The following is a 26,635-nucleotide window of genomic DNA, read 5'->3' as shown; positions in this document are numbered from 1 at the left end:
CCCGGAGTGCCCAAGATCCGTGCCGAGCTACCCGATCTGCTCGACGCCGGCGGCGTGCCGGCGGGCGAGCTCCTGGTAGATCGACGGGTTGCCGTCCACCCACTGCGCAGCGCCCGCCGACAACGGGCCCCGCACGCGGGCCGGGGACCCCAGCGCCAGCACCTCGTCGGGGACGACGACCCCCGGCGGCACCAGCGACCCGGCGCCGATCAGGGTGCGCCGGCCGATCCGGGCGCCGTCCTGCACCGTCGAGCCGTTGCCGATCAGCGCCTCGGCCCCGATGACGCAGCCGTGCACGACGCACAGGTGGCCGATCGTGGCGCCCGGCCCGACCTCGGTCACCGGGTCGTCGCCGCCGTGCAGCACCGACCCGTCCTGCACGTTCGCACCCTCGCGGACGACGATCGCCCCGAAGTCCGCACGCAGCACGGCGCCGTACCAGACCGAGGCGTGCGCCTCGACCGTCACGTCGCCGACCAGCGTCGCGGTCGGCGCGATCCAGGCGTCGGGGTGCACCTGCGGGGAACGGCCTTCGAAGGAGAACAGCGGCATGCGCGCAGCTTCACACAGCGGACCCCGCCGGGTCGGGGCACCGTTGTCGCCATGACGACACCGCAGTCCGACGAACCGCAGCCGCGCGACATCGCCCTGGAGCAGGAGACCGAGGACCAGGCCATCGACCTGGAGGAGCAGAGCGACCCGGAGTGAGCGCCGGCCGGACAGTCGCCGGCCGCTACCGGATCACCCAGGAGATCGGTCGCGGCGGCATGGGCGTCGTGTGGCTCGCCCACGACCAGGTCCTCGACCGCGAGGTGGCGGTCAAGGAGATCACCTTCGGCCCCCAGGTCAGCCCGACGGAGCGCGCGATCCTCTGCGAGCGCACCCTCCGCGAGGCCCGGGCGGCCGGCCGGGTGGACCACCCCGCCGTGACCCGCGTCCACGACGTGGTGGAGGAGGACGGCAAGCCCTGGCTGGTCATGGAGCACGTCCGCTCCCGGACCCTGCTGCAGCTGGTCCAGGAGCACGGGCCGCTCCGGCTGGACGTCGTCGCCCGGATCGGCCTGGACCTGCTCGACGCCGTCGCCGCCGCGCACCGCGAGGGCGTGGTGCACCGCGACGTCAAGCCGGACAACGTCCTGGTCGACGACGCCGGCCGGGCGCACCTCACCGACTTCGGCATCGCCACCACCACCGGTGACTCCAGCCTGACCGCCACCGGCACGGTGCTGGGCTCGCCGTCCTACATGTCGCCCGAGCGCGCCACCGGGCAGCAGCCCCAGCCGCAGGACGACCTGTGGTCGGTCGCCGCGACCCTCTACACCGCCGTCGAGGGCCGACCGCCCTACGACCGCGGCGAGCCGATGGCGACCCTGCTGGCCGTGGTGTCCGACCACCCGGCGCCGATGGTGCACGCCGGACCGCTGCAGCCGGTGCTGGCCGCGATGCTGGCCCGCGACCCGCAGCACCGGCCCACACCCGGGCAGGCCCGGGTCGCGTTCGCCGGCGTGCTGCAGGTCCCCGTCCCGCACGCCGCGACCGCCGCCGCACCGGCCGCCCCTCCCCCGGCACCGGCGCCCCGCCCGCGACCGGTGGACGCCGGGATCCAGGTGCAGCGCTTCGACGCCGCGGACCTCCGCCGCCGGGCGCACGACGCCAAGGTCAAGCTGCGCGCGCTGTCCGAGCAGCTGTCCACCACCGGGGCGGCCCGCGCCCCGGAACCGGAGCGGCCGCGGTTCCGGTTCAAGCGCCGCTGGGTGGTGGTGCCCACCGTGCTGCTCCTGCTGGTGACCGTCGCGGCCCTCGCCGGGCTGGCCTGGCTCCTCGTCGAGGGCGGCCACCTGTTCGCCGGCTGAGACGGCCCTGGCGCCGGGGGCCGGGCACGTGATCAGCTGAGGTCCCGCCCGGCCCCGCCCCCAGGGAGACACCCCCGTGACGACGACCGGCACCCCCACCGCACCGCAGCTCTCCACGGACCAGCTCCGCCGGCTCACCGCCTACGGCGACCCGGGCGAGGTCGTCCCCGGCGACGTGGTCTTCGCCCCCGGCGACACCGGCTACGACCTGGTCGTCCTGGAGTCCGGCCGGGTGGAGATCACCAGCCCGGCGACCGGCGACCAGCCGGAGTCCCCGATCGCCGAGTACGGGGCGGGCAGCTTCCTCGGCGAGCTCAACCTGCTCACCGGCCAGGTCGTCTACGTGACCGCCCGGGTGGTGGAGGCCGGCCGGGTGCACCGGGTGCCGCCGGCCCGGTTCCGCCGGCTGATGGCCGAGGACGCCGACCTCGCCGACGTCCTGCTGCGCACCCTGATGGCCCGCCGCAAGGCGCTGCGCACCGGCGTCGCCGCCCGCGCGGTGGAGATCATCGGGTCGCAGCTGTCGGCCGGGTCGCACGCGCTGCGCACCTACGCGGCGCGGCAGCGGATCGCGCACCTGTGGTTCGACGCCGAGACGGTCGCCGGCCAGGCGCTGATGGCCGCCACCCCGCTGGCCGCCGGCGACCTGCCCGCCGTCGTCGTCGGCGGGCGGGTGCTGCGCCGGGCGACCCCCGGTGAGCTCGCCGACGTCCTGGGCCTGTCCTACCGGGCGCTGTCCGGCGACCCGGTCGACCTGGCCGTCGTCGGTTCGGGCCCGGCCGGGCTGGCCGCGGCCGTCTACGGCGCCTCGGAGGGCCTGCGGACGGTGCTGCTGGACGCCGTGGGCACCGGCGGGCAGGCCGCGGCCAGCTCTCGGATCGAGAACTACCTCGGCTTCCCGTCCGGGCTGTCCGGGGTCGAGCTGACCCAGCGGGCCGCCCTGCAGGCGCTCAAGTTCGGCGCCCAGCTGTCCAGCCCGTGCGAGGTCGTCGAGCTGGACACCGGCGGCACCCAGCTGCGGCTGGTGCTCCGCGACGGCACCGAGGTGCTCGCCCGCTCGGTCGTGCTGGCCACCGGTGCGCGCTACCGCGGGCTGCCGCTGGACCGCTGGGCCGACTTCGAGGGCGCCGGCATCTACTACGCGGCCACCGAGCTGGAGGCCCGGGCCTGCAGCCACGCGCCGCTGACCGTCGTCGGCGGCGCCAACAGCGCCGGGCAGGCCGCGCTGTTCCTGGCCTCCCGGGGTGCGCCGGTCACCCTCGCCGTCCGCGGGCCCGACCTGACCGCGGGCATGTCGGCCTACCTGGTGGACCGGGTGCTCGCGCACCCGCGGATCACCGTGGCCACCGGCACGCAGGTCACCGCGCTGGGCGGCGGGGACAGCCTGGAGTCGGTCACCCTCACCCCCCGGGACGGCGGCCCCTCCCGCGAGCAGGCGTGCGTCGGGCTCTTCTGCTTCATCGGCGCGGAGCCGGCCACCGACTGGCTGGGCGGGGTGGCCGTCGACGGGGACGGCTTCGTGCTGACCGACGTCGACCTGCCGGCGGGCCCGGACCCCACATGGACGGCGCTGGGCCGGGAGCCGCTGCCCTTCGAGACCAGCGTCCCGGGCGTGTTCGCCGCCGGCGACGTGCGGCACGGGTCGATGAAGCGGGTGGCAGCCGCCGTCGGCGAGGGGGCCAGCGCGGTGCGCTCGGTGCACGCCGCGATCGGCGCGCACGTGTGACCACCGCCCGGTCCCGGGTAGGCCCGCGCGCATGCGCACCGACGAGGTCCTGACCGCTGCCTTCGACAACATCGCCGGGGTGGTCGACGCCGCCGTGGACGGGCTCACCACCGACCAGCTGGCGCAGTCCCCCGCGCCCGGGACGAACTCGATCGCCTGGCTGGTCTGGCACCTGACCCGGGTGCAGGACGACCACGTCGCCGAGGTGGCCGGGCGCGAGCAGGTGTACACCGCCGACGGCTGGGCCCGCCGGTTCGACCTGCCGTTCCCCGACGAGGCGCACGGCTACGGCATGTCCACCGAGGACGCCGCGAAGGTCCGGGCCGACGCCGAGCTGCTGGTCGGTTACCACCACGCGGTCAGTGCCAAGACCAAGGAGTACCTGGCCACGCTGTCCGACGCCGACCTGGACCGGGTGGTCGACGAGGGCTGGGACCCGCCGGTCACCCTCGGCGTCCGGCTGGTCAGCGTGGTCACCGACGACCTGCAGCACGCCGGCCAGGCCGCCTACGTCCGCGGTCTGCTCTCCGTGTGACGGAGGCGAAGGTCGACCTCAAGGACGACGACGTCTACCGGGCGCACCGCGGGGAGTTCCGAACGCTCACCGTCCCGGACCGCGCCTACCTGGCCGTCGACGGGCACGGGGACCCCAACACCCAGGTGTTCGGCGACGCGGTGCAGTCGCTGTACCCGGTGGCGTTCGCGCTGAAGTTCGCCAGCAAGGCCGCCGGGCGGGACTACGTCGTCCCGCCGCTGGAGGGGCTGTGGTGGGCGCAGGACATGGACACCTTCACCCGCCGCCGGGACAAGGCGGCCTGGGAGTGGACGCTGCTGCTCCTGGTCCCCGGTTGGCTGGGCCCCGACGAGGTGGCCGCCGCGGTCGAGGGCACCCGGGCGAAGGCCCCGCCGCGGCTGGACGACGTCCGGGTCGAGGTGCTGTCCGAGGGCCGGTGCCTGCAGACGCTGCACGTCGGCCCCTTCGACGACGAGGGCCCGGTGCTGCACCGCCTGCACCACGAGGTGCTGCCCGGGGCCGGGCTGAGCCCGACCGGCCGGCACCACGAGGTCTACCTGACCGACCCCCGCCGCACCGCTCCGGAGAAGCAGCGCACGATCCTGCGCCAGCCGGTCAGCTGACCGCCCGCTCGGCCAGGTCGGCGAGCAGCCGGGCGGGCTCGGCGAGGCAGACCGCGACGTCGGGCTCGAGGTCGACCAGGCCGTGGGCCGCGGTGAACCCGGCGGCGGACAGCTGCGCCGGGGCCAGCCGGACGACGCCGGCCAGACCGAGGCACGGCACCCCGGCGGCCGCGGCCCGGCGGGCGACGACGGCAGGGGCCTTGCCCGACAGCGTCTGCTCGTCCAGCGCGCCCTCGCCGGTGAGGCACAGATCGGCGCCGGCCAGCGCGGCGTCCAGGCCGACCAGGTCGCAGACCAGGTCCGCCCCGGAGGTGATCCGGGCGCCCAGCAGCGCCAGCGCGCCGGCCGCCGTCCCCCCTGCTCCGCCGGCGCCGGGCACGGCGTCCACCTCGACCCCGAGGTCGCGGCGGACCACCGCGGCGAAGCGGGCCAGCGCCCGGTCCAGCAACGCGACGTCGACCGCCGTCGCCCCCTTCTGCGGGCCGAACACCGCGGCCGCACCGGCCGGGCCGGTCAGCGGGTTGTCCACGTCGGTCGCGACCACCACCTCGACCCCGGCCAGCCGCGGGTCCAGACCGGACGCGTCGACCCGGTCCAGGCGAGCCAGCGCCGCGCCGCCGGGGGGCAGGTCGGTGCCGTCGGCGGCCAGGAACCGGACGCCGAGCGCGGTCAGCATCCCGGCCCCGGCGTCGGTGGTCGCGCTGCCGCCGATGCCCACCACCAGCCGGCGCGCACCCGCCTCGAGCGCGGCGAGCAGCAGGTCGCCGACCCCCCGGGTGGTCGCGGTCAGCGGGGCCGGCGGCGCCAGGTGCAGGCCGGCCGCGGTGGCCAGCTCGACCAGTGCGGTGCCGTCGTGCAGGGCGAGGACCGCCTGCCGGGGTGCGCCGTCCGGACCGCTGACGCGGACGGCCAGCGGGGTCCAGCCCGCCCGCAGCGCGGCGGCGACCGTGCCGTCGCCGCCGTCGGCGACCGGGCGCAGCAGCACCTCCGCCTCCGGGTGCACCCGGGCGACGCCGGCCGCCATCGCGTCGGCCACCCCGTCGGCGTCCAGCGTGCCCTTGAACTTGTCCGGGGCGATCACGATGCGCACGACGAGCAGCATGCCGGACACCGGCCTAGCGTCCGAGGTCGTGAGCACCGACGCCGACACCCTCGCCCCCGCCACCGACTTCTACGCCGTCGACGACCTCATCGACCCCGGCGACCTGGAGATCCGGGACCGGGTGCGCGCGTTCTGCGCGGCCGAGGTCACCCCGATCATCAACGACTACTGGGAGCGGGCCGAGTTCCCCGCCCACCTGGTGCCCAAGCTCGCCGACCTCGGCATCGCCGGCGGCACGGTGAAGGGCCACGGCTCGGCCGGCATGAGCGCCGTCGCCGCCGGGCTGGTGGCCGCCGAGTGGGCCCGCGCCGACGGCTCGATGGGCACCTTCCACGGCGTGCACAGCTTCCTGGCCATGCAGTCGATCGACCTGCTGGGCAGCGAGGAGCAGAAGGAGCGCTGGCTGCCGGGCATGGCCCGGATGGAGACCATCGGTGCCTTCGGGCTCACCGAGCCCGACCACGGCTCGGACGCCGTCGCGCTGGGGACGACGGCCACCCGCGACGGCGACGGCTTCGTGCTCAACGGGGCCAAGAAGTGGATCGGCAACGGGTCGATCGCCGACATCGTGCTGATCTGGGCCCGCGACGAGGACGGGAACGTCGGCGGGTACGTCGTGGAGAAGGGCACGCCGGGCTTCACCGCCACGGTGATGACCGGCAAGACGGCGCTGCGGGCGGTGTGGCAGGCCGAGATCACGCTGGAGAACGTCCGGGTCGGGCCGGAGAACAAGCTGGAGAACTGCCACAACTTCAAGGACGTGTCCCAGGTGCTCGACCGCACCCGGTACACCGTCGCCTGGCGGGCGCTGGGCGTCGCGCAGTCGGCCTACGAGCTGGCCCTGGCGCACACCCTGCAGCGCGAGCAGTTCGGCCAGCCGATCGCGGGCTACCAGCTGGTGCAGGAGAAGCTCGCCCGGATGCTGGCCGAGATCACCACCATGCAGCTGATGTGCTGGCGGCTGTCGACGCTGGCCGACGAGGGCCGGATGACCGCGGCCATGGCGTCGCTGGCCAAGATGAACTGCTGCAAGAAGGCCCGCACGATCATCGCCGACGCCCGCGACCTGTTCGGCGGCGACGGCATCCTGCTCGAGCACCACATCGCCCGGCACCACGCCGACATCGAGGCGATCTACACCTTCGAGGGCACCGACCACGTGCAGGCGCTCATCGTCGGCCGCGAGGTCACCGGTCTCTCCGCGATCACCGGTCGGCGCCCTCGCCGGGAGGGCTAGGCCGAGCGGCTGAGCTGCTGCGCGGTGGACCGCTTGCACTCGGTGCAGGCGGTCTCCCGCGCACCCACGCGGTCCCAGCGGTGGGCGCCCCACACCTGCACGATGGCGCCGCAGACGGCCAGCTCCACCTCCCCGTCGAGCTCCGACGGCGGGCGGTGCGCCTCGACGGCGTGCCACGAGGAGGAGACGGTGTCCTCGGGCCGCGAGCGCGACCACCGGTCCGGGCGGGCGTATCCGACGGCGTAGCTGTCCACGGCTCCAGTGTGCCCCCGATCACATGGGGCTGCCAGCGGAACGACGGCCGGGACGCCCGCCTACCGTTGCGACACGTGGCAGACCACACCGCGCGCGACCGGATCGTCACCGAGCTGGTCCACCCCGAGGACCCGCGGGCCGTCCCGATGCTGAAAGATCTGCTGCGCGAGTAAGACGCCCGCTACGGCGACCTCTTCGGCAGCGCCACCGAGGAGATGGACCGCTACCCCGCGGCCGAGTTCACCCCGCCGACCGGCGTCTTCCTCCTGCTGCTCGACGACGGCGCCGCGGTCGCCGGCGGCGCCTACCGGGCGCACGAGGACCCGGGCACCGCCGAGGTGAAGCGGATGTGGACCTCGCGGGACCACCGCCGGCGCGGACTGGCGCGCCGGGTGCTCGCCGAGCTGCAGCAGCACGCGGCCTCGGCCGGCTACACCCGGGCGTTCCTGACCACCGGCCCGCTGCAGCCCGAGGCGCGCGAGCTGTACCTGTCGGCCGGGTGGACGCCGTTGTTCGACGGCCTGCGGCCCACGGCGGTCGAGGAGCTGCGCGCCCTCCCGGTGGTCGACCGGCTCTACGCCTTCGAGACCACCCTGGGGTGAGCGACCTCACCGACCATCCTGGTCGGTAAACCGACCAGATCGGTCGGTCCCCGCGTAGCGTGCTCCCGGTGACCAGGTCGACGCGCACCCACCACGGGGACGACGACATCCTCGACCGGGCGGCCGCGCTCTTCGCCCGCCGCGGGTTCGCCAAGACCTCCGTCCAGGAGATCGCCGACGCGGTGGGCCTGTCCAAGGCCGGGCTGCTGCACCACTTCCCGAGCAAGGACGCCCTGCACGCGGCCGTCACCACCCAGGCCGACCAGCTCGCCGACCAGGTCCTGGCGGTCAGCGGCCGGTTCCCCGCCGGCGTCGACCGGGACCGGGCCACGGTCGAGGTGCTGGTCGACATCGCCTTCGCCCACCCCGGCCTGGTCGCGCTGCTGCTGTCCCCCGCCGCCGAGGAGCCCACCCCCGAGTGCGCCGTGTCCGCCGGCGACGCCGCGGTGCGCGCCTTCGGCCTGGCGCCCGGCGAGGTGCCCGACGACCCGACGCGCACCGTCCGCGTGCTGGGCGCCCTGGGTGCCCTCGCCGTCCTGTCTCTCGCCGCCACCGAGCTCGGGTCCACCACGACCTGGCGGTCCCTCGTGGTCGCCACCTGCCTCGACGCGCTCGGCCACCGCCGCCCGGACGCCGACGTCACCCCCGCCCGCTCCACCGACCCGGAGGCCTGACCCCCATGGCTGCACTGCTCGCCCGGCTGGGTGCCCTCGCGCACCGCCGCAGGTTGACCGTCGTCCTCGTCTGGCTGGCCGTCCTGGTCGCCGGCGGCGTCGGCGCCGCGACGCTGGCCGGGGAGACGACGTCGTCGTTCTCCATCCCGGGCCAGGAGTCGACCGTCGCCCTCGACCGGATCTCCGAGGAGTTCGGCGCGACCGACGCCGGGGCCAGCGCCCAGGTCGTCGTGCGCGCCCCCGCCGGCACCACCCTCGCCGACCCCGACCAGGCCACCGCGCTGGGCACGCTGGTCGCCGACCTCGGCGGGCTGCCCGGCGTGGTCTCGGCCAGCAACCCGCTGGACCAGGCCGCGCCCACGGTCAACCAGGAGCTCACCACCGGGTACAGCACCGTCACCTACGACGTCGGCCCCGGCGAGGTCACCCCGGCCGAGCAGGACGCCCTGCTCGCCGCGGTCACCGACGCCCGCGACTCCGGGCTGACCGTCGAGGTCGCCGGGCAGGCCCTGGAGGCCGCACCCGAGATCGGCGGCATCGGCGAGATCGCCGGCGTGGTCGTCGCCGTCCTGGTGCTCGCGCTGACCTACGGCACGCTCGTCGTGGCCGGGATGAACCTGCTCACCGCCGCGGTCGGCGTGGGCATCGGCGTCCTGGGCATCACCATCGCCACCGGGTTCCTGGAGCTGTCCTCCACGACGTCCATCCTGGCCGCGATGCTCGGCCTGGCCGTCGGCATCGACTACGCGCTGTTCATCATCAACCGCCACCGGCAGGAGCTGCGGCGCGGCGTCGACGTGCCCACGGCGATCGCCACCGCGGTCGGGACGGCGGGCTCCGCGGTGGTCACCGCCGGCCTGACCGTCGTGATCGCCCTGGTCGGGTTGTTCGTCGCCGGCATCCCGTTCCTCACCCAGATGGGCATCGCGGCCGGCGCGACCATCGTGGTCGCCGTCCTCGTCGCGCTGACCCTGGTGCCGGCCGTGCTGTCCTTCCTGGGCCGCCGGGCGCTGCCCAAGAAGCAGCGGGACCTGCCGCCGGCGGCCTCGGTCGACGACGCCGCACCGGCCACCGGACTGTTCGGCCGCTGGGCCGTCGCGGTGACCAAGCACCGGATCGTCGCCCTGCTGGCCGCGGTCGTCGCCCTGGGCGTCATCTCGATCCCGGTCGCCTCGATGCGGACCACGCTCATCCAGACCCCGCCGGCCGACAGCACCCAGGACCGGGCCCAGCAGCTGCTGGCCGACGGCTTCGGCGCCGGCATCAACGGCCCGATCACCGTGCTCTTCGAGGGCACCGGCGCGGCCGAGACCGCGACGGCGGCCACCCCCGGCATCCAGGGGCTGGACGACGTCGTCACCGTCACCCCGGCCATCCCGAACGCCGACGGCGACGCCGCCCTGCTGACCGTCGTCCCGGACTCGGGCCCGACGAGCGCAGCGACCGAGCAGCTGGTCGAGGACCTGCGGGCCGAGCTGTCGGACCTGGACGGCGTCACGGCCTCGGTCACCGGGCAGACGGCGGTCAGCGTGGACGTCGCGTCCTCGCTGAACAGCGCGCTGCCGGTGTACCTGGCCCTGGTCGTCGGGCTGGCGCTGGTCCTGCTCGTGCTGGTGTTCCGGTCGCTGCTGGTGCCGCTGGTCGGCGTGCTGGGCTTCCTGCTCACCATCGGGGCCGCGCTGGGCGCCACCGTGGCGGTCTTCCAGTGGGGCTGGCTGGGCGACCTGGTCAACCTGGAGAGTGCGGGTCCGCTGATCAGCCTGACGCCGATCCTGGTCATCGGGATCCTGTTCGGGCTGGCGATGGACTACCAGGTCTTCCTGGTCTCCCGCATGCACGAGGCGCACGCCCACGGGGCGGCACCCACGGCGGCGATCCGCAGCGGGTTCCGCTCGGCGGCGCCGGTGGTCTTCGCCGCGGCGCTGATCATGTTCAGCGTCTTCGCCGGGTTCGTGCCGGCCGGCGACGCGACCATCAAGTCGATCGGGTTCGCGCTGGCGATCGGCGTGCTGTTCGACGCCTTCGTCGTCCGGATGGTGCTGGTGCCCGCCGCGCTGGCGCTGCTGGGCGAGCGGGCGTGGTGGCTGCCGCGCTGGCTGCGGTGGCTGCCGGTGCTCGACGTCGAGGGCGCGGCGCTGGAGAAGGCCGACCCCCGGGACGACGAGCGGGAGCTGGTCGGCACCTCGGCACCGTGACACGCTGAAGATGCGGGGACTGCAATCTTGCAGTCCCCGCATTTTTTGTGCCACCCTCCTCGGGTGACCTCGGGGCTGCGCGACCGCAAGAAGGCCGCCACCCGTCGCGCGCTCCACGTCGCCGCCCTCGAGCTGGTCGCCGAGCGCGGGCTGGACGCGGTGTCGGTCGACGAGATCGCCACCGCCGCCGACGTCTCGCCCCGGACGTTCTTCAACTACTTCCCGACCAAGGACGACGCCGTCCTCGGCCTGGACCCCGACGAGTCGGGCTCGGTGGCCGCCGCGGTGGCCGCGCGGCCGGGCGACGAGACACCGGTCGAGGCCCTGCGGGCGGTCGCCGTCGAGCGGGCCGCCGTGATGGCCCGGGACGGCGAGCTGTGGCCGCTGCGCATGCGCGTCGTCGACGCCTCCCCCGTCCTGCTTGCCCACCTGGCCGCGGCGTTCGGGCGGGGTGACCACGAGGTCGCCGCCGTCCTCGCCGCCCGGTCCGGCACCGGCCCGCAGGACCTGTACCCGCTGCTGCTGGCCGGGGTGAGCGGGGTGGCCATGCGCACGGCCCTGCACCGCTGGCTGGCCACCGACTTCACCGCCTCGCTGCCCGACCTGGTGGACGAGGCCTGGGGCGTCCTCGCCGCCGGCCTCCCCGCCCCCCGCTGACCACCCCGCTGAGCAGGAGACCCGTGACCACCGCAGCACCCCCGCTCGTCCTCACCCGACGACGGATCAACATCATCTTCAGCGCCCTGGTGGCCGGCATGCTCATGGCCGCCCTGGACCAGACGATCGTGTCCACCTCGATGCCCACCATCGTCGGGGACCTCGGCGGCGTCTCGCACATGGCGTGGGTGACCACCGCCTACCTGCTCGCGACCACCCTGGTGATGCCGGTCTACGGCAAGCTCGGCGACCTCTTCGGCCGCCGCACCCTGTTCCTGGTGGCGATCGGGCTGTTCACCGTGGCCAGCGTCGGTGCCGCGCTGGCGCCGTCCTTCGGCTGGTTCGTGGTCTGGCGCGGGGTGCAGGGCCTGGGCGGCGGCGGGCTGATGATCCTGTCGCAGGCGATCATCGCCGACATCGTCCCGGCCCGGGAGCGCGCCCGGTACATGGCCCCGATCGGCGCCCTGTTCGGGCTGTCGGCGGTGGCCGGGCCGCTGATCGGCGGGTTCTTCACCGACTCCTCGCTGGGCTGGGAGTGGTGCTTCTGGGTCAACGTGCCGGTCGGGCTGGCCGCCTTCGCCATCGGCTGGTTCGCCCTCACCCTGCCCAAGCGGCGGAACACCACGCCGCTGGACATCGCCGGCATCATCGCGCTGTCGGCGGTCACCACCTGCCTCGTGCTGGCCACCGACCTGGGCGGCAGCGAGGGCTGGACGGCGCCGTGGACGCTGGCGCTGGGTGCCGGCTTCGTCGTCGCGGTGGTCGTGTTCGTGCTGGTCGAGCGACGGGCCGTGGAGCCCGTCGTGCCGCTGCAGCTGTTCACCAACCCCACCTTCGCCGTGGCCACCGCCCTCGGGCTGGCCGTCGGGCTGGGCATGTTCTCCGCGATCGCGTTCCTGCCGACCTACCTGCAGATGAGCTCCGGCCAGTCGGCCACCGTGTCCGGGCTGCTGCTGGTGCCCATGACCGCCGGCATCATCGTGACCATCCAGGGCACCGCCGGGTTCATCGCCCGCACCGGCCGCTACAAGGTGTTCACCGTCGCCGGGGTGGCCACCATCCTGGCCGCGATCGTGTGGATGACCCAGCTGACCGGGGACACCTCGCTGTGGACCATCGGCGCGATGGTCTTCACCCTGGGCGCCGGGCTCGGGCTGATCATGCAGAACGTGGTGCTGGCCGCGCAGAACGCGGTGCCGGCCACCCAGCTCGGCGTGGCCACGTCGACGAACAACTACTTCCGCGAGGTCGGCGCCACACTCGGCGTGGCCGTGTTCGGCACGCTGTTCACCACCCGGCTGGCCGAGCGGCTGGGCACGGCGCTGTCGGCCAACGCCGAGCAGGCGGTGACCGCCGGGATCCTCTCCCCGGACTCGCTCACCCCCGCCGCGGTCGACGCCGCCGGCGACCCGCTGCGCAGCGCCGTGGTGTTCGCCTACGCCGACGCCCTGGCCCCGGTGTTCTGGTACCTGGTGCCGATCCTGGTCGTCGCGCTGGTGCTGGCGTTCTTCCTGCGGGAGATCCCGCTGGCCACCGAGGCCGGCATGGTCGCCCGCGGCGAGGCCGTCACCGAGGAGCCGACGCCGGCCGCCGAGGTCCAGCCGGTCGTGGTCGTCGAGCGCGACGGGATGCCGGCCGGTCGACCCAGCGCCGGGGAGTGAGCCGCTCAGCGGTGGGGTGAGCCGCGGTCTGCGGCGGCGCACCCCACCGCACCGCGGTTCATCCCCGGGCGCCGTCCGAGGCAGGTCCGCCCAGCTGGGGGGAGGTCCGGCGCCGGCCGCGGACCCACCCCCAGCAGGGTGGACCTGGCTCGGCAGGGACCGCGACGCTCAGCCGCCGAGGGCCAGCCGCTCGTGCCGGCGGAGCTTGGCGAGCAGGTCGGCGACCAGCAGCCGGACGTCGACGTCGGTGACCACCCGTCGGGGCGCGCCGTCGGACGCGACCTCGGTCCACGCGCTGGTGGTGTCGGTCAGCGCGGTCAGCAGCACCGGCGGGCTGTCCCCCAGCGGCCAGGTCTCGCCCTGCTCCACGAAGTCCGGGATCGGCAGCTCGACTAACCGCTGCCACAGCCAGGCGCCCACCCGCCCGGCCTGGCCCAGGTCCTCCTCCAGCTCGGCGACCGAGTGCTCGCACCGCCGGTAGGTCTCCAGCGGGACCTGGGTGACGGCCAGGTCCGACCGGGCCAGCACCTCGCGGGCAGCCCCGGAGTCGGTCTCGCGGTTGTACTCGAACGCGTCGGCGTCCAGCGACCCGCCGACCCAGACCAGCGTCATCCGGGACGCGATCTCCGGCTCCTGGCGCAGCGCCTGCGCCACGTTCGTGAGCGGGCCGGCGCAGACCACCACCAGCGGCAGCGGGTCGTCGCGCAGCGCCTGGGCGACGACCAGGTCCGCGGCGGCCGAGCCGGTGTCCCCGGCGTCCAGGACGACGTCGCAGCCGGCCGCGACCACCGGCCGGGGCCCGTCGACCAGGTCGACGAGCTCCCGGGCCAGCCGGGCGCCGCGCTCGGCCGTGCCCTCGGCCGGCCCGAACACCGGGCTCAGGTGCGAGCTGGTGACGGCGTCCACCCGGTTGGCGGGGCTGAGCAGGTGGTGGGCGAGGGCGACCAGGCCGTCGGGGTCCCCCGCCCAGTCGTTGTCCAGCACGACGCGGCAGCGCTGGGTGGTCCGCAGGCTCACGCGTGCGCGTCCGGGTCGAAGAACAGCGCGGGCTTCTCGACCGGCTGCGGCTCGACGATCGTGCAGGCGAAGGTGTGCGCCCCCGAGCCCACGACCACCGGCGCGCTGTCGTCGGGCAGCCGCACCGTGGCCGTCGTGCTCGGCGGCACGGTCAGCTCCAGGGCGAACGCCGTCCCGCCGGTCAGCGTCCAGGACACCGCGGCCCGGCCGTAGGGCGTGTCGTGCTCGGCCGACGCCGAGCTGATGCCCGGGCCGGGACGCGGGGCGACCAGCAGCTCCCGGTACCCCGGCGCCGCCGGGGCGAGGCCGGCGACCGTGCGGTGCAGCCAGTCGGCGACCGCGCCCAGCGCGTAGTGGTTGAACGACGTCATGTCCCCGGGGTTGATCGAGCCATCCGGGAGCATCGAGTCCCAGCGCTCCCAGATCGTGGTCGCCCCCATCGACACCGGGTAGAGCCAGCTCGGGCACTCCTCCTGCAGCAGCAGCTCGTAGGCGCTGGCCAGCTCGCCGGCGTTGGTGAGCGCGTCGCAGACCAGCGGCGTGCCGAGGAAGCCGCTGGCGATGTGGAACCCGTCGTCGAGCACCTGCCGGGCCAGCAGTGCCCCGGTGTGGCCGCGCTGCTCCGGCGCCAGCAGGTCGAACTCCAGCGCCAGCGCGTAGGCGGTCTGCGACGGGAAGGCCACCCGGCCGGTGGGGCTGACGTACTCGGAGCGGAACCGGGCGGCGGCCCGCTCCCCCAGCTCGGCGAACCGCGCGCCGTCCTCACCCAGCAGCCCGGCGATCTCCGCCAGGGTGCGGGACGAGCGGGCGAGGTAGGCGGTGGCGACGGCCTGCCACGGCGTGCGGGCGGCGGCCGGGTTGTCCGGCGGAGCGGAGGCGTCCAGCCAGTCGCCGAAGGAGAACCCGCCCTCGGGGAAGTCGACGTCGGCGCCGGCCCGGCCGGCGAACGCGTCGACCCAGGCCACCATCGACGGCCACTGCCTCGCGAGCAGGCCGAGGTCACCGGTGCGCTGGAACAGCACCCACGGCACGACGACCGCCGCGTCGCCCCAGCCGACCTCGGGCTGCTGCGGGAAGGGCAGCAGCGGGATGAACGGCACGTACATCGGGACGACGCCGTCCAGCTCGGCCTGCTCCACGGCCAGGTCGGCCAGCCAGCCGCCGAGCATGCCGGTGGTGTCGTAGAGGAACGACGCGGTGGGTGCGAAGACCTGCAGGTCACCGGTCCAGCCCAGCCGCTCGTCGCGCTGCGGGCAGTCGGTCGGCAGGTCCAGGAAGTTGCCGCGCATCCCCCACAGCACGTTCTCGTGCAGCCGGGTGACACGCTCGTCAGAGCAGGCGAACCAGCCGGTGCGCCGCAGGTCGGTGTGCAGCACCACGGCCTCGAGGTCGTCCACGGTCAGCTCGCCGGGCCAGCCGGTCACCTCGGCGTACCGGAAGCCGTGCACGGTGAAGCGCGGCTCCCACGACCGCGGACCGGCGCCGTCCAGCACGACGACGTCGGTCGCCTGCGCCCCGCGCAACGGGCGGGTGCCGAGCTCGCCGTGCTCGAGCACCTCGGCGTGCCGGAGGGTGATGGTCGTGCCGGCCGGGGCGTCGGGCAGCGCCAGGCGGATCCGGCCGGCCAGGTTCTGGCCGAAGTCCACCAGCACGGCCCCGGACGGCGCGGTGCTCACCTCGACGGCGCGCACCACCTCGGTGCGGCGGACCGGGGGGCCGGTCGGCGCGACCAGCGTCGCGGGGTCCAGCACGCCGACCTCGACCGGCGTCCAGGCGGTGTCGTCGAAGCCCCGTGCCGACCAGCCGGGCAGCTCCCGGCGCAGGTCGCCCGACTCCCCCGGGTACAGCCCGGTCGAGGTGATCGGCCCGTCGGTGGTGGACCGCCAGGTCCCGTCGGTGGTGACCACGGTGCGGCTGCCGTCGGGGTGCTCGACCTCCAGCTGGGCGTAGGCGCCGGTCCGGTCGCCGTAGAACGCCCGCCCGCCGGTGAAGCCCAGCGCGCCGCGGAACCAGCCGTCGGCCAGCGCGATCCCCAGCGCGTTGGTGCCCTCGGTCAGCAGGTCGGTGACGTCCCAGGTCAGGTAGCGCAGCCGGTGCCGGTAGCTGGTCCACCCCGGGGCCAGCACCTCGTCGCCGACCGTCTGGCCGTTCACCTCGGCCTCCAGGACGCCCTGGGCGGTGGCGTACAGCCGCGCGGACACCACCGGGGCGTCGAGGGCGAACTCCCGCCGCAGCAGCGCGACCGGGTCCGGCGCGTCGCCCAGCACGGGCTGGACCAGGGTCGCCGTCCAGTCGGCCGGCTGCAGCAGCCCGGTCTCCACGACGACCTCGGGCGACCAGTCCGTCGGGTCGCCGTCCGGGCCCCAGACGCGGACCCGCACGGTGCGCCGCTCCCGGCTGGCCAGCGGCTCGACCGGCCAGGGCACCAGGACCGAGTCGCGCGCGTCGACGCGGTCGCCGACCACGTCGCCGATCTGCAGCTGGTAGGCCGTCTGCACCCAGTCCGGCTGGTCGGTCGAGGTCACCCAGGACAGCCGGGGGGCGGCCTCGCCGATGCCGAGCGGCTCCCGGTGGTGCTCGACGGTGACCGGTCCGACGGTGCTCACGACAGCTGCTCCGCCACGAAGTCCACGGTGAGCTGCACGAGGGCGTCGATGTCGTCGTGCCCGTCGAAGATGTGCAGGGCACCCTCGACGGGGACCAACGTCGCCGGCACCCCGGCGGCGGTCAGCGCGGCGTGCAGGATCTCGCTCTGCTCGTAGGGCACCAGCCAGTCCGCGGTGCCGTGCACCAGCAGGAACGGGGGCGCCTGGGGTGTCACGTGGGTCACCGGGCTGGCGTCGGCCAGCGCGTCGCCGGTGAGGCCCCGGGTGAGGTGGTCCTCCGGTGCGGTCAGCAGCTCCGGGGGCAGCTTCGCCGCGACGTGCGGCGGCGGCGGCCGGCGGGGCATGGTCGACAGGTCCGCCGGGCCGTACCAGTCGACGACGGCCTGGACGGCGGAGGACTCCCCCACCACCCCGTGCGCGGGCTCCAGGTCGGGGCGGTGGGCGGTGAGGCCGACCGAGGCGGCGATGTGCGCCCCGGCGGACTCCCCGACGATGCCGACCCGCTCGGTGGCCAGACCCAGCTCGGGCCCGAAGCGGCGCAACCAGCGGACGGCGGCCTTGGCGTCCAGCAGCTGCGCGGGGAAGGGCGCCTCCAGCGCGTGCCGGTAGTCGATGCTGGCGACGGCGATCCCGGCGGCGAGGAACGCGTCGAACACCTGGTCCGGGCGGAACGTCTCGGGCAGTTCCCGGCGGTCGCCGAACATGAACCCGCCGCCGTGCACCCACACCACCAGCGGCGCCGGGGAGGTGGCCGGCGCCCACAGGTCTAGCTGCAGCGGCCGGAAGCCGAAGGCCACCGCGTAGGTCAGACCCGACCAGTGCCGGCTCCCGTCGGGTCGGACGGTGGGCTGGTGCGGCGGCAGGAACCGGGCCGGGCCGGCCCAGTCGGCGGTGAGCTCGGTCATCGGGGGACGTCCTCCAGTGCGTGGGTGCAGGCGTAGGTGTGGGTGCCGGGACCGGCGGTCGCCGTCGTCCCGTCGGGCAGGACGACCTCGGCCGACGTCCCGGCCGGGACGACGACGGTCAGCTCGAACCGGCCGTCGGCCAGCGACCAGGCCGACTCGACCCGGCCGTAGGGGCACTCGTGCGCGGCCGAGGCCGAGGTGAGCCCGCCGCCGGGGCGCGGGGCGACCCGGAACCGTCGGTACGCCGGCTCCAGCAGCGAGATCCCCGCGGTGTACCGGTGCAGGAACGAGACGACGGCGCCCTTGGAGTAGTGGTTGAGCGACTCGTGCGGGGTGCCGTCGGGCCGGACGCCGTCCCAGCGCTCCCAGACGGTGGTGGACCCGGCGTCGACCATGGCCATCCAGCCGGGTTCGCCGTCGGCCAGCAGCACCTCGTAGGCGGTGCCCAGGTGGCCGGCGTCGGCGAGCACCGGCAGCAGGTCCGGGGTGGCCAGGAAGCCGGTGCCCAGGTGCCCGCCGGCCTCGCGGACCAGCTCGACCAGCCGGTCGGCGACTGCGGCGCGCAGGTCGGCGGGCACCAGGTCGAAGGCCAGCGCGCGCACGTGGGTGGCCTGGGTGTCGACGACCAGCCGGCCCCCGCGCACGTACTCGCGCTGCCAGGAGTCCCGGGCGCCGTCGGCCAGGGCGGTCCACCGGGTCGGGTCCTCGCCGATGATCCCGGCGATCCGGGCCATCAGCCCGGCGGAGTGGGCGAGGAACGCCGTCGCGACGTCGCCCTTGTCCGCGGCGACGAAGGCGTCCATCGGGCCGGGGCCCTCGCCGGGCTCCAGCCACTCGCCCCAGTGGAAGCCGGTGTCCCAGAGGTACCGCTCGTGCGGGGCGGGCTCGCCGGTGCGGGTGGGGTGCCGCTGCTCCCGGGCCATGGTCTCGGCCCGCTCCAGCCAGCGGACCATCGTCGGCCAGTTCTCGGCCAGGACGTCGGTGTCGCCGTGGGCCCGGTGGATCTCCCACGGCACGATCACGCACGCGTCGCCCCAGCCGGCCGACCCCTTGAGGAGGGCGATCGGCCCCTCGCGGCCCTCGTGCCGCGGGGACGGGCTGACGTTGGCGACGGTGCCGTCGGGCCACTGGTCGGCGGCGACGTCGCGCAGCCACTTGGTGCTGAACCCGGCGACGTCGTACAGGAAGGCGGCGGTCGGCACGAACAGCTGCCAGTCACCGGTCCAGCCGTGCCGCTCGCGGTGCGGGCAGTCGGTCGGGATGTCGCAGGCGTTGTCGCGGAAGCTCCACACCGCGGCGTCGTGCAGCGCCTGCAGCCGGGGGTCGCTGCAGGTGAACCAGCCGGTGCGGCGCAGGTCGGTGTGCACCACGACGCCGCGGACGTCGTCGACGGTCAGCGGTCCGGGGTGGCCCTCGACCCGGGCGTACCGGAAGCCGTGGGTGGTCCGGCGGGGCTCGAAGACCTCCCCGGGCACCCCCGCGGACACCACGGCGTCGACCTGGCCGGCGGGCAGCCGGTGCGGCAGGAACGGCAGGTCGGGCTCGAGGTTGGCCACGGTGACGTCGCCGTCGCCGTCCAGCCACTCCCCGTGGGTGATCGTCAGCTCGGTGCCGGCCGGGCCCAGGTCGGTCAGCCGGAGCCAGCCGTTGATGTTCTGGCCCAGGTCCACGACGTCGGCGCCGGAGGCGAGCCGGGTGACCGAGCGGGGCACCAGCTCCTCGACCCGGCGGACCGGCGGGGCCGGGGAGTCGACCAGCCCCGCGTAGCCGTGGTCGACCACGGCGACGGCGTCCCAGCCGGTGTCGTCGAAGCCGGGGGCGTCCCAGCCGGCGGGCCGGCGGGTGAGGTCCCAGCGCTCGCCGGCGATCAGGTCGGCGGCGACCACGTGGCCGACCGAGCTGCGCCAGTCCGCGCCTGTGCCGACGACGACGGTGCTGCCGTCGGCGGCGGTGAGGTGCAGCTGGGCCAGCAGCGCCGTCCGGTCGCCCCACTGGTCGGTGGCCCGGGTGATGCCGACCTGTCCGCGGAACCAGCCGTCGGCGAGGACGACGGCCAACGCGTGCCGGCCCGGGGCCAGCGGGCCGACGTCGTGCGTCTGCACCTGCAGCCGGGCGTCGTACTGCGTGTAGCCCGGGGTCAGCTCGGCGTCGCCGACCCGGCCGCCGTCCAGGAACGCCTCGTAGAGCCCCTGCGCGGTGGCGTGCAGCCGGCCCACGACGACGGGTGCGTCGACGTCGAACTCCACCCTCAGCAGGGCCGCCGGCCGGTCGCCCGCCGGGCCGGTCGGCATGGTGCCCGGCTCGACCCAGACGGCCGACCAGTCCTCGGCCCAGAGCAGCCCGGTCTCGAACCACGCGGGTGCCGACGGCGGGCTCTCGCCCAGGTCGGTGCGGACCTGCACCTGCCAGGTCACCCGCTGCCCGGACACCAGTGGCGGCCCGGCGTAGGGCACCAGCAGCTGCCGGTCCGAGTCGACCCAGCCGGTGTCCCAGCCGCCGTCGGTGGTCAGCCGGTAGGCCTGCTGCCCGGTCGCGCCGGCCGGCAGCTGCCAGGACAGCCGGGGTGCGGTGGTCTGGACGCCGAGGGCGGTGCCCAGGTGCCCGGTGCGGAGGGTGTGCGGGGCGGTCACCGGACCAGCAGCTCCGCCGAGACGAGCTGGTCCCCGGCCGACGGGCCGCTGGACAGCACGACCGTGCCCGGGTCGACCGCCCAGCCGCCGGTGCCGACGTCCCAGTGCCGCAGCGCACGCGGACCGATCTCCACCGCGACGTCGACCACCTCGCCGGGGCCGGCGTGCACCACGGCGAACCCGGCCAGCCAGCGCACCGGCCGGTCCAGCGCGGAGTCCGGACGAGCGGCGTAGACCTGCACCACCTGCTTGCCGGCCCGCTCGCCGGTGTTGCGCAGCCGGACGGTCGCGGTCGAGCCCTCGACGGTCAGCTGCTCCCAGGCCCAGGTCGTGTAGCCCAGGCCGTGGCCGAACCAGTACGCCGGCGTCGTGCCCGCGCGCAGGTAGCCGCGGTGCCCGATGTGCAGGCCCTCCGGGTAGTCCAGCCGGCCGTCGGTGGGCACGACCTCGGTGACCGGCGCGTCGGCCAGCGCCGCCGGCCAGGTGGTCGGCAGCCGGCCACCGGGCTCGACCGCACCCAGCAGGACGTCGGCCAGCGCGGAGCCGGCCTGCATGCCGGGGAACCAGCACACCAGGACGGCGGACACCTCGTCGCGCCACGGCAGCTCGACCGGCGCGCCGGCGTTGACCACGACGACCGTCCGGCGGGCGACCGCGGCCACCGCGCGGACCAGCTCGTCCTGCCGGCCGGGCAGCCGCAGGTCGGTGCGGTCGGTGCCCTCGCTCTCCACCGCCTCCGAGGTGCCGACGACCACGACGGCGACCTCGGCGTCCCGCGCCAGGTCGACCGCGCGGGTCAGCTCGGCGTCGTCCCCGGCCCAGGGACCCTGCACGACCAGGCCGCCGAAGAGGATGAACGCCTGCGGGTCGGGCACCCAGTGCAGCGCCACCTCGACGTCCTCGCCGGCGCGCAGCGCGATGCCGGCCGACGCCTGCGCGGGCGAGCCGAACAGCAGGGCGGGGTCGCGGGGGGCGTCCAGGTGCGCGCGGTGCAGCAGCTCGGTGCCGGCCACGGTCAGCCGGTGCTCCCCGGCGCCGGAGACGCCCAGCTGCCACTCGCCGTCCTGGTCGGGCCGGAACCGGCAGGTCAGCTCCAGGGCGACCGCGCCGGCCGGGAACTCGGCGGTGATCCGAACCAGGTTCGCCGTCGCCGCGCCCTGCTCGGCGACCACGGCGCCGTCGGCGTCCAGCCAGCGCACGGTGACCTCGTCGACCAGCTCGTCGGGCCGCACCTGCCGCAGCCCCTCGGCCAGCAGGCAGCCCGGGGCGGTGACGACGTCGACCCCGGCGGCGCGCAGCCCGGCCAGTGGGGTCACCAGGTGCGGCGGGAAGACGATGGCCGAGCCACCGCCCAGCGCCCGGATGTCGGCGGCCCCGGGGCCGACCAGGGCGACCCGGCCGGCGCCGGTCAGCGGCAGCACGCCGTCGTTGGTCAGCAGCACCGACCCGGCCGCGGCGGCCTCCCGGGCCAGCGGACTCAGGTCCTCGACCCGCCCGGCCGTCGGGCGGTCCGGCGCCGGGGAGCCCTCGAGCGCCCCGGTGCGGGCGGCCAGCAGCAGCAGGCGGCGGACCGCGTCGTCGACCGCGGACCCCGGCACCCGGCCGGCCCGCACGGCGTCGGCCAGGCCGGCGTACCGCGGCTCGGGGCCGGGCATCGACAGGTCGGTGCCGGCGGTGACCGCGCGCTCGCCGTCGTAGACCGCGCCCCAGTCGCTGACCACCAGGCCGTCGAAGCCCCAGCTGCCCTTGAGCGGCTCGGCCAGCAGGTCGTTCTCGGTCATCGGGGCGCCGTCGACCCCGTTGTAGGCGGCCATGACCGTCCACGGCGCCGCGTCGGCCACCACGGTCTCGAACGGGGCCAGGTACAGCTCGTGCAGCGTGCGCTCGTCGACGAGGTTGTCCACCGACATGCGGTCGGTCTCGGCGTCGTTGGCCACGTAGTGCTTGGGGCAGGCGCCGATGCCGGCCTGCTGCAGACCGCGCACGTAGGCCGCGGCCAGCTCGCCGGTCAGGTGCGGGTCCTCGGCCATGCACTCGAAGTGCCGGCCGCCCAGCGGGGTGCGGTGCAGGTTGATTGTCGGCCCGAGGACGACGTCCACGCCCTTGCGCACCGCCTCGGCGGCCAGCGCGGCACCCAGCCGGTGCAGCAGCTCGACGTCCCAGCTGGCCGCGGTGGCCGAGCCGGACGGGAAGGCCGCCGAGGCCGCCCAGTCGTCCCGGCTGGTGCCGCGGACGCCGACCGGGCCGTCGGACACGCTGATCTCCCGCAGCCCGATCGCCGGGACGGCGGCCGTCGTCCAGGCACCTGAGCCCGACAGCAGCAAGATCTTGGTGTCCAGGTCGAGCTGGTCGAGCAGGTGGTCCAGGTTCACGCGGTGAGCTCCTCGGCGTGGTGGCACGCGGTCAGGCTCGCGCCGACCGGTCGCAGGGCGGGGCGCTCGGTCGAGCAGATGTCGGTGGCCAGCGGGCAGCGCGAGGCGAAGGGGCACCCGGTCGGCGACGGCGCGGCGGCCCCCGCCGTCCCGATGCCCAGCGCCTCGTGCGCGGCGCGGCGGGCGGCCTGCTCGGCCGGCCTGGGCACCGGCGCGGCCGAGGTCAGCGCCGCGGTGTAGGGGTGCCGGGGGTGCAGCGTCACGTCGTCCACCGGTCCGGTCTCCATGACCTGGCCCCGGTACAGGACCACGGTGCGCTGGGCCAGGAACCGGACCACGCCGAGGTCGTGGGCGACGAAGAGGAACGCCAGCCCGTGCTCGTCGCGCAGGTCCGCGAGCAGGTTGAGCACCTGGGCCTGGGTGGACAGGTCCAGCGCGGAGACCGGCTCGTCGAGCACGATCACCTGCGGCCGCACGACCAGCGAGCGGGCGATGGCGATCCGCTGCCGCTGGCCGCCGGAGAACTGGGTGGGGTACCGGTCCACGGCGTCGCCGGGCAGGCCGACGGACTCCAGCGCCTGCCGGGCCCGGGCCATCGCGTCGGCCGTACCGCGGGGCAGCGGCTCGACCAGGGTCTGGCCGATCGTGCGCGCCGGGTTCAGCGAGGAGTACGGGTCCTGGAACACCACCCGCAGGTCCGCGGCCAGGCCGCGGCGCTTGCGCAGCGGCAGGTCGGTGATGTCCCGGCCCTGCACCAGCACCCGGCCCGCGGACGGCGGCTGCAGACCCAGGATCGCCTTGCCGATCGTGGACTTGCCCGAGCCGGACTCCCCCACCAGCCCGAGGGTCTCGCCGGGGGCGACGGTGAAGCTGACCCCGTCGATCGCCGGGGTCGCCGCGCGAGCCTTGCGCCCCGAGCCGTACCGGACGACGAGGTCGCGGACCTCCAGCGCGGGGGTGGTGGTGGCCTGGTCCTCGCGGACGGGGGCGGCGGCGGTCATCGGGCTCCTCCGGCGGTGATCTCGGTCGGGACGACGTCGACGGCGGCGATCTCGGCGCCGGCCTCCTCGGGTGTCCAGCTGATCCGGTGCAGCGCCAGGTCCTCGACCCGGACGCAGCGGACCAGTCCCCCGCCGTGCGCAGGGACGGCGGGGAACGGCGTCCGGCAGTCATCGGTGGCGAACATGCAGCGGCCGGCGAACCGGCAGCCGGTGGGCCAGGTGCCCGGGGAGGGCACCGTGCCGGCGATCGAGGCCAGCCGCTCGGGGACCGGCTCGCCGTCGGGCACGTGCGGGTCGGCGCCCAGCAGCGCCATCGTGTACGGGTGCCGGGGCTGGTCGAGCACCGCGGCGGTGGAGCCGGCCTCGACGACCTCGCCGGCGTACATGACCGCGACGTCGTCGCAGAGGTCGGCGACCACGCCGAGGTCGTGGGTGACCAGCACGACCGACAGCCCGGTGTCGCGCACCAGGGCGCGCAGCAGGCTGAGGATCTCGGCCTGCACGGTGACGTCCAGGGCGGTGGTCGGCTCGTCGGCGACCAGCAGGTCCGGCTCGCCGGTCAGCGCGAGGGCGATGCAGACCCGTTGGGCCATGCCGCCGGACAGCTGGTGCGGGTAGCTGCCCAGGATCCGGTCGGCGTCCACGATGCCCACGTTGCGCAGCAGCTGCGCGGCGACGGTGCGGGCCTCGCCGCGCCCCACCCCGCGGTGCCGGCGGATCGGGCCGGTGAGCTGGGCGGCGACGGAGAAGGCCGGGTCCAGGGCGACCATCGGCTCCTGGGAGATCAGCGCGATCCGGCTGCCGCGGTAGCCGCGCAGCTCGCCCTCGGGCAGGCCGACCAGGTCGGTGCCCTGGAAGGTGATCGAGCCGCGGGAGACCTCGACGCCGTCGGGCAGCAGGCCCAGCAGCGACCGGGCGGTCATCGACTTGCCGCAGCCGGACTCGCCGACCAGGCCGAGCACGGTGCCGCGACGGACGGTCAGCGAGACCCCGGTGACCAGGTCGGGGCCGTCGACGACGCTGACCCGCAGGTCGCGGACGGCGAGCACGGCGTCCTCGGGCACCGGCGCGGGATCCGCAGCGGGGACCGCCGAGGGCGCCGGGGCGGGCGTCGTCGTCCGGGCCCGGCGGGAGCGGCGGTGGGCACCGGCGCCGCCGCGGGCGGCGAGGGCGTCGGCGAGCTCGTTGGCCGCGACGACGGTGAGCGCCAGGACCAGGCCGGAGGGCACCAGCAGCCACGGGCCGTCGAACAGGTACGAGGAGGCGTCGTTGATCATGAAGCCCCAGCTGGGGTCGGGCTCGCCCGGGCCGAAGCCGAGGAAGGCCAGCCCGGCGACGACCAGGATGCCGATGCCGAACAGCTGGGCGGCCTGCACCGCGATCACGGTGCCCATGGCCGGCAGCACGTGCCGGACGTTGACCCGGACCGAGCCCAGGCCGTCGACCCGGGCGGCGTCGACGTAGAGCCGCTGCCGGACCGACTGCGCGACGCCGAGCATCACCCGGTAGACCGCCGCGGACAGCAGCACGCCGAACACGGCCATGACCAGCGGGATGTCGTTGCCGACGATGCCGACGACGGCCAGCAGCAGCACGGTGGCCGGCAGCGCGAGCAGCACCTCGGTGGCCCGGCTGATGAGCCGCTCGGTGCGGCCCGGGCGCTCGGCGGCGACCAGCGCGAGCGGCAGGCCGATGCCGAACGCGACGACGAGCATGAGCGCCGAGGACAGCAGCGGCAGCGAGCCGGCGGTGGCGATCCGGGAGAGCAGGTCGCGGCCCAGCGGGTCGGTGCCCAGCAGGTGGTCGGCCGAGGGCAGCGAGAGCCGGTCGCCGAGGTCCTGGGCGGTGACGTCGTAGGGCACCCACAGCGGCGCGGTCAGCGAGGCGAGGACGACGACGACCAGCCAGGCCGCGCCCAGCGCGCCGCCGGGGCGGCGGAGGAACGCTGGCACCCCGCGCCGGCGGGGCGGCGGGGCGACCTCGGTGGCCGGCTCGTCCGGGGTCAGCAGGTCGGCGTCGGGCAGGGGCTGGGGAGCGCTCACGCGGCACGCACCTTGGGGTCGAGGGCTGCGGTCACCAGGTCCAGCAGGAGGTTGACCAGGACGACGACGACGGTGGCGACGACGACCACCCCGACCAGCGCCGGGAAGTCACCGGAGCTGGCCGCCGCCTGGCTGGCCTGGCCGAGCCCGGGCAGCGCGAAGAGGTTCTCGATGATCACCGAGCCGCCGAACAGCGCGATGAACTGGATGCCCAGCACCGCGACCACCGGGACGGCGGCCGAGCGCAGGGCGTGCACGTAGCGGATCCGCCACTCGGGGGTGCCGGTGGCCCGCAGCGTGCGGATGTGCTCGGCGCCCAGCACCTCGCGCATCGAGGCGGCCGAGGTGCGGGCCACGATGGCGGCCCCGCCGATGGTCAGCGCGAGCACCGGCAGCGCGACGCTCTGCAGCCAGCGGCCGGGGTCGGCGCTGAAGGGCACGTAGCCGGTGGCCGGCAGCAGGCCGGCCTGCAGGGAGAGCACGAAGACCAGCAGGACGCCGACCCAGAACTGCGGCAGCGAGAGGGCGATGCCGCTGCCGGTGGAGATGGCCTTGCCCAGCCGGCCGCCGCGCACCGCGGCGGTCACCCCGAGCAGGACGCCGACCACGCCGGACAGCAGCGTGGCCAGCACGGCGACCGACGCGGTGACCGGCAGCCGCGAGGCCAGGTCGGCCTCGATGTCGCGGCCGTCGATCAGCGAGGTGCCCAGGTCCAGGCGGACCAGCTGGGCCAGGTAGTCCCCGAACTGCTGCCAGAGCGGGTCGTCCCACCCCAGCCGGGCGTTCTCCGCGGCGATGTCGGCCGCGGTGGCCCCCGCCCCGAGCCGGACGGCGCCGGGGGTGGTGTCGCTGGCGTGCACCAGCAGGAAGCTGATCAGCACGGCGACGAGCACCGTGACGACGGCGAACGCCAGCCGGCGTGCGACGAAGGCGAGCATCGGGGGCTCCAGTCGGGAGGGGGTG

At 75.5% G+C, this 26,635-nt stretch carries 21 protein-coding genes; 10 read left to right on the top strand and 11 right to left on the bottom strand.

Annotation, left to right across the window (positions count from 1 at the left end; translation table 11 throughout):
- Positions 1–27 precede the first annotated feature (27 nt).
- The gene (locus tag UXQ13_RS08445) at positions 28–552 is read right to left on the bottom strand and encodes a gamma carbonic anhydrase family protein (protein ID WP_225236135.1); all 525 of its coding nucleotides are present in this window, start codon (positions 550–552) and stop codon (positions 28–30) included.
- Between the two features lie 152 nt (positions 553–704).
- Between UXQ13_RS08445 and UXQ13_RS08440 the strand changes: the two genes are divergently transcribed.
- From UXQ13_RS08440 to UXQ13_RS08425, 4 genes are all read left to right on the top strand, one after another.
- Entirely contained in the window at positions 705–1,853 is a 1,149-nt protein-coding gene (locus tag UXQ13_RS08440; protein ID WP_336392190.1) for a serine/threonine-protein kinase, read from the top strand.
- A gap of 76 nt (positions 1,854–1,929) precedes the next feature.
- On the top strand, positions 1,930–3,579 hold the full coding sequence (locus UXQ13_RS08435; RefSeq protein WP_336392189.1) for an FAD-dependent oxidoreductase: 1,650 nt from the start codon (positions 1,930–1,932) through the stop codon (positions 3,577–3,579).
- A gap of 31 nt (positions 3,580–3,610) precedes the next feature.
- A complete protein-coding gene (locus UXQ13_RS08430) occupies positions 3,611–4,114 on the top strand; it encodes a mycothiol transferase (RefSeq protein ID WP_225232187.1) in 504 nt (167 codons plus the stop codon).
- On the top strand, positions 4,111–4,716 hold the full coding sequence (locus UXQ13_RS08425) for a GyrI-like domain-containing protein (RefSeq protein ID WP_225232188.1): 606 nt from the start codon (positions 4,111–4,113) through the stop codon (positions 4,714–4,716). The genes UXQ13_RS08430 and UXQ13_RS08425 overlap by 4 nt, the downstream gene beginning before the upstream one ends.
- Here the strand turns inward: UXQ13_RS08425 and UXQ13_RS08420 are convergent.
- Positions 4,709–5,818 (bottom strand): glycerate kinase, encoded by a 1,110-nt coding sequence (locus UXQ13_RS08420; RefSeq protein WP_225235994.1) that lies wholly within the window; start codon positions 5,816–5,818, stop codon positions 4,709–4,711. The two genes, UXQ13_RS08425 and UXQ13_RS08420, sit on opposite strands and share 8 nt — an antisense overlap.
- A gap of 28 nt (positions 5,819–5,846) precedes the next feature.
- Here UXQ13_RS08420 and UXQ13_RS08415 point away from each other — a divergent pair, with 28 nt between their 5' ends.
- Positions 5,847–7,055 carry an acyl-CoA dehydrogenase family protein gene (locus tag UXQ13_RS08415; protein ID WP_225232189.1) on the top strand — a complete coding sequence of 403 codons (1,209 nt, stop codon included), beginning with the start codon at positions 5,847–5,849 and terminating at the stop codon, positions 7,053–7,055.
- Here the strand turns inward: UXQ13_RS08415 and UXQ13_RS08410 are convergent.
- Complete coding sequence (locus UXQ13_RS08410) at positions 7,052–7,309, bottom strand: hypothetical protein (protein ID WP_225232190.1); 258 nt, start codon at positions 7,307–7,309, stop codon at positions 7,052–7,054. The two genes, UXQ13_RS08415 and UXQ13_RS08410, sit on opposite strands and share 4 nt — an antisense overlap.
- A 216-nt stretch (positions 7,310–7,525) precedes the next feature.
- Between UXQ13_RS08410 and UXQ13_RS08405 the strand changes: the two genes are divergently transcribed.
- From UXQ13_RS08405 to UXQ13_RS08385, 5 genes are all read left to right on the top strand, one after another.
- The gene (locus tag UXQ13_RS08405) at positions 7,526–7,912 is read left to right on the top strand and encodes a GNAT family N-acetyltransferase (protein ID WP_225232191.1); all 387 of its coding nucleotides are present in this window, start codon (positions 7,526–7,528) and stop codon (positions 7,910–7,912) included.
- 68 nt (positions 7,913–7,980) lie between these two features.
- On the top strand, positions 7,981–8,586 hold the full coding sequence (locus UXQ13_RS08400) for a TetR/AcrR family transcriptional regulator (protein WP_225232192.1): 606 nt from the start codon (positions 7,981–7,983) through the stop codon (positions 8,584–8,586).
- Positions 8,587–8,591: 5 nt separating this feature from the next.
- A complete protein-coding gene (locus UXQ13_RS08395) occupies positions 8,592–10,781 on the top strand; it encodes an MMPL family transporter (RefSeq protein ID WP_225232193.1) in 2,190 nt (729 codons plus the stop codon).
- Positions 10,782–10,844: 63 nt separating this feature from the next.
- On the top strand, positions 10,845–11,438 hold the full coding sequence (locus UXQ13_RS08390; RefSeq protein WP_336392188.1) for an acyl-CoA-like ligand-binding transcription factor: 594 nt from the start codon (positions 10,845–10,847) through the stop codon (positions 11,436–11,438).
- Between the two features lie 23 nt (positions 11,439–11,461).
- Positions 11,462–13,099, top strand: a complete 1,638-nt coding sequence (locus UXQ13_RS08385) for an MDR family MFS transporter (protein WP_336392187.1) — start codon at positions 11,462–11,464, stop codon at positions 13,097–13,099.
- 168 nt (positions 13,100–13,267) lie between these two features.
- On the opposite strand, the gene UXQ13_RS08380 is transcribed toward UXQ13_RS08385, so the two are convergent.
- The 8 genes from UXQ13_RS08380 to UXQ13_RS08345 are packed head-to-tail and all read right to left on the bottom strand — an operon-like array spanning position 13,268 to position 26,610.
- Positions 13,268–14,116 carry a nucleoside hydrolase gene (locus UXQ13_RS08380; protein WP_336392186.1) on the bottom strand — a complete coding sequence of 283 codons (849 nt, stop codon included), beginning with the start codon at positions 14,114–14,116 and terminating at the stop codon, positions 13,268–13,270.
- Positions 14,113–16,722: a glycoside hydrolase family 78 protein gene (locus UXQ13_RS08375; protein WP_225232197.1), complete on the bottom strand. Its 2,610-nt coding sequence runs from the start codon at positions 16,720–16,722 to the stop codon at positions 14,113–14,115. The genes UXQ13_RS08380 and UXQ13_RS08375 overlap by 4 nt, the downstream gene beginning before the upstream one ends.
- Positions 16,719–17,627 (bottom strand): alpha/beta hydrolase, encoded by a 909-nt coding sequence (locus UXQ13_RS08370; protein WP_336392185.1) that lies wholly within the window; start codon positions 17,625–17,627, stop codon positions 16,719–16,721. The genes UXQ13_RS08375 and UXQ13_RS08370 overlap by 4 nt, the downstream gene beginning before the upstream one ends.
- Positions 17,624–20,257 carry a family 78 glycoside hydrolase catalytic domain gene (locus tag UXQ13_RS08365; RefSeq protein WP_336392184.1) on the bottom strand — a complete coding sequence of 878 codons (2,634 nt, stop codon included), beginning with the start codon at positions 20,255–20,257 and terminating at the stop codon, positions 17,624–17,626. The genes UXQ13_RS08370 and UXQ13_RS08365 overlap by 4 nt, the downstream gene beginning before the upstream one ends.
- A complete protein-coding gene (locus UXQ13_RS08360; protein ID WP_336392183.1) occupies positions 20,254–22,629 on the bottom strand; it encodes a glycoside hydrolase family 3 C-terminal domain-containing protein in 2,376 nt (791 codons plus the stop codon). Before UXQ13_RS08360 ends, UXQ13_RS08365 begins: the two co-directional genes overlap by 4 nt.
- Complete coding sequence (locus UXQ13_RS08355) at positions 22,626–23,630, bottom strand: ABC transporter ATP-binding protein (RefSeq protein ID WP_336392182.1); 1,005 nt, start codon at positions 23,628–23,630, stop codon at positions 22,626–22,628. Before UXQ13_RS08355 ends, UXQ13_RS08360 begins: the two co-directional genes overlap by 4 nt.
- Complete coding sequence (locus UXQ13_RS08350) at positions 23,627–25,672, bottom strand: dipeptide/oligopeptide/nickel ABC transporter permease/ATP-binding protein (protein WP_336392181.1); 2,046 nt, start codon at positions 25,670–25,672, stop codon at positions 23,627–23,629. Before UXQ13_RS08350 ends, UXQ13_RS08355 begins: the two co-directional genes overlap by 4 nt.
- On the bottom strand, positions 25,669–26,610 hold the full coding sequence (locus UXQ13_RS08345) for an ABC transporter permease (protein ID WP_336392180.1): 942 nt from the start codon (positions 26,608–26,610) through the stop codon (positions 25,669–25,671). The genes UXQ13_RS08350 and UXQ13_RS08345 overlap by 4 nt, the downstream gene beginning before the upstream one ends.
- Between the last annotated feature and the right edge of the window lie 25 nt (positions 26,611–26,635).

It is taken from the genome of Klenkia terrae (genome assembly GCF_037083865.1).
GTDB classification, from domain to species: Bacteria; Actinomycetota; Actinomycetes; order Mycobacteriales; family Geodermatophilaceae; genus Klenkia; species Klenkia terrae.
The sequence above is the reverse complement of the archived record's forward strand: the minus strand, read 5'-3'. Positions and strand labels throughout refer to the sequence as shown.

What these genes read in the sequence shown, in the direction of transcription:
- UXQ13_RS08445 (WP_225236135.1), bottom strand. Translation starts at nt 552, where the DNA reads ATGCCGCTGTTCTCCTTCGAAGGCCGTTCCCCGCAGGTGCACCCCGAC.
- UXQ13_RS08430 (WP_225232187.1), top strand. Translation starts at nt 3,611, where the DNA reads ATGCGCACCGACGAGGTCCTGACCGCTGCCTTCGACAACATCGCCGGG.
- UXQ13_RS08420 (WP_225235994.1), bottom strand. Translation starts at nt 5,818, where the DNA reads ATGCTGCTCGTCGTGCGCATCGTGATCGCCCCGGACAAGTTCAAGGGC.
- UXQ13_RS08405 (WP_225232191.1), top strand. Translation starts at nt 7,526, where the DNA reads ATGGACCGCTACCCCGCGGCCGAGTTCACCCCGCCGACCGGCGTCTTC.
- UXQ13_RS08395 (WP_225232193.1), top strand. Translation starts at nt 8,592, where the DNA reads ATGGCTGCACTGCTCGCCCGGCTGGGTGCCCTCGCGCACCGCCGCAGG.
- UXQ13_RS08370 (WP_336392185.1), bottom strand. Translation starts at nt 17,627, where the DNA reads ATGACCGAGCTCACCGCCGACTGGGCCGGCCCGGCCCGGTTCCTGCCG.
- UXQ13_RS08355 (WP_336392182.1), bottom strand. Translation starts at nt 23,630, where the DNA reads ATGACCGCCGCCGCCCCCGTCCGCGAGGACCAGGCCACCACCACCCCC.
- UXQ13_RS08345 (WP_336392180.1), bottom strand. Translation starts at nt 26,610, where the DNA reads ATGCTCGCCTTCGTCGCACGCCGGCTGGCGTTCGCCGTCGTCACGGTG.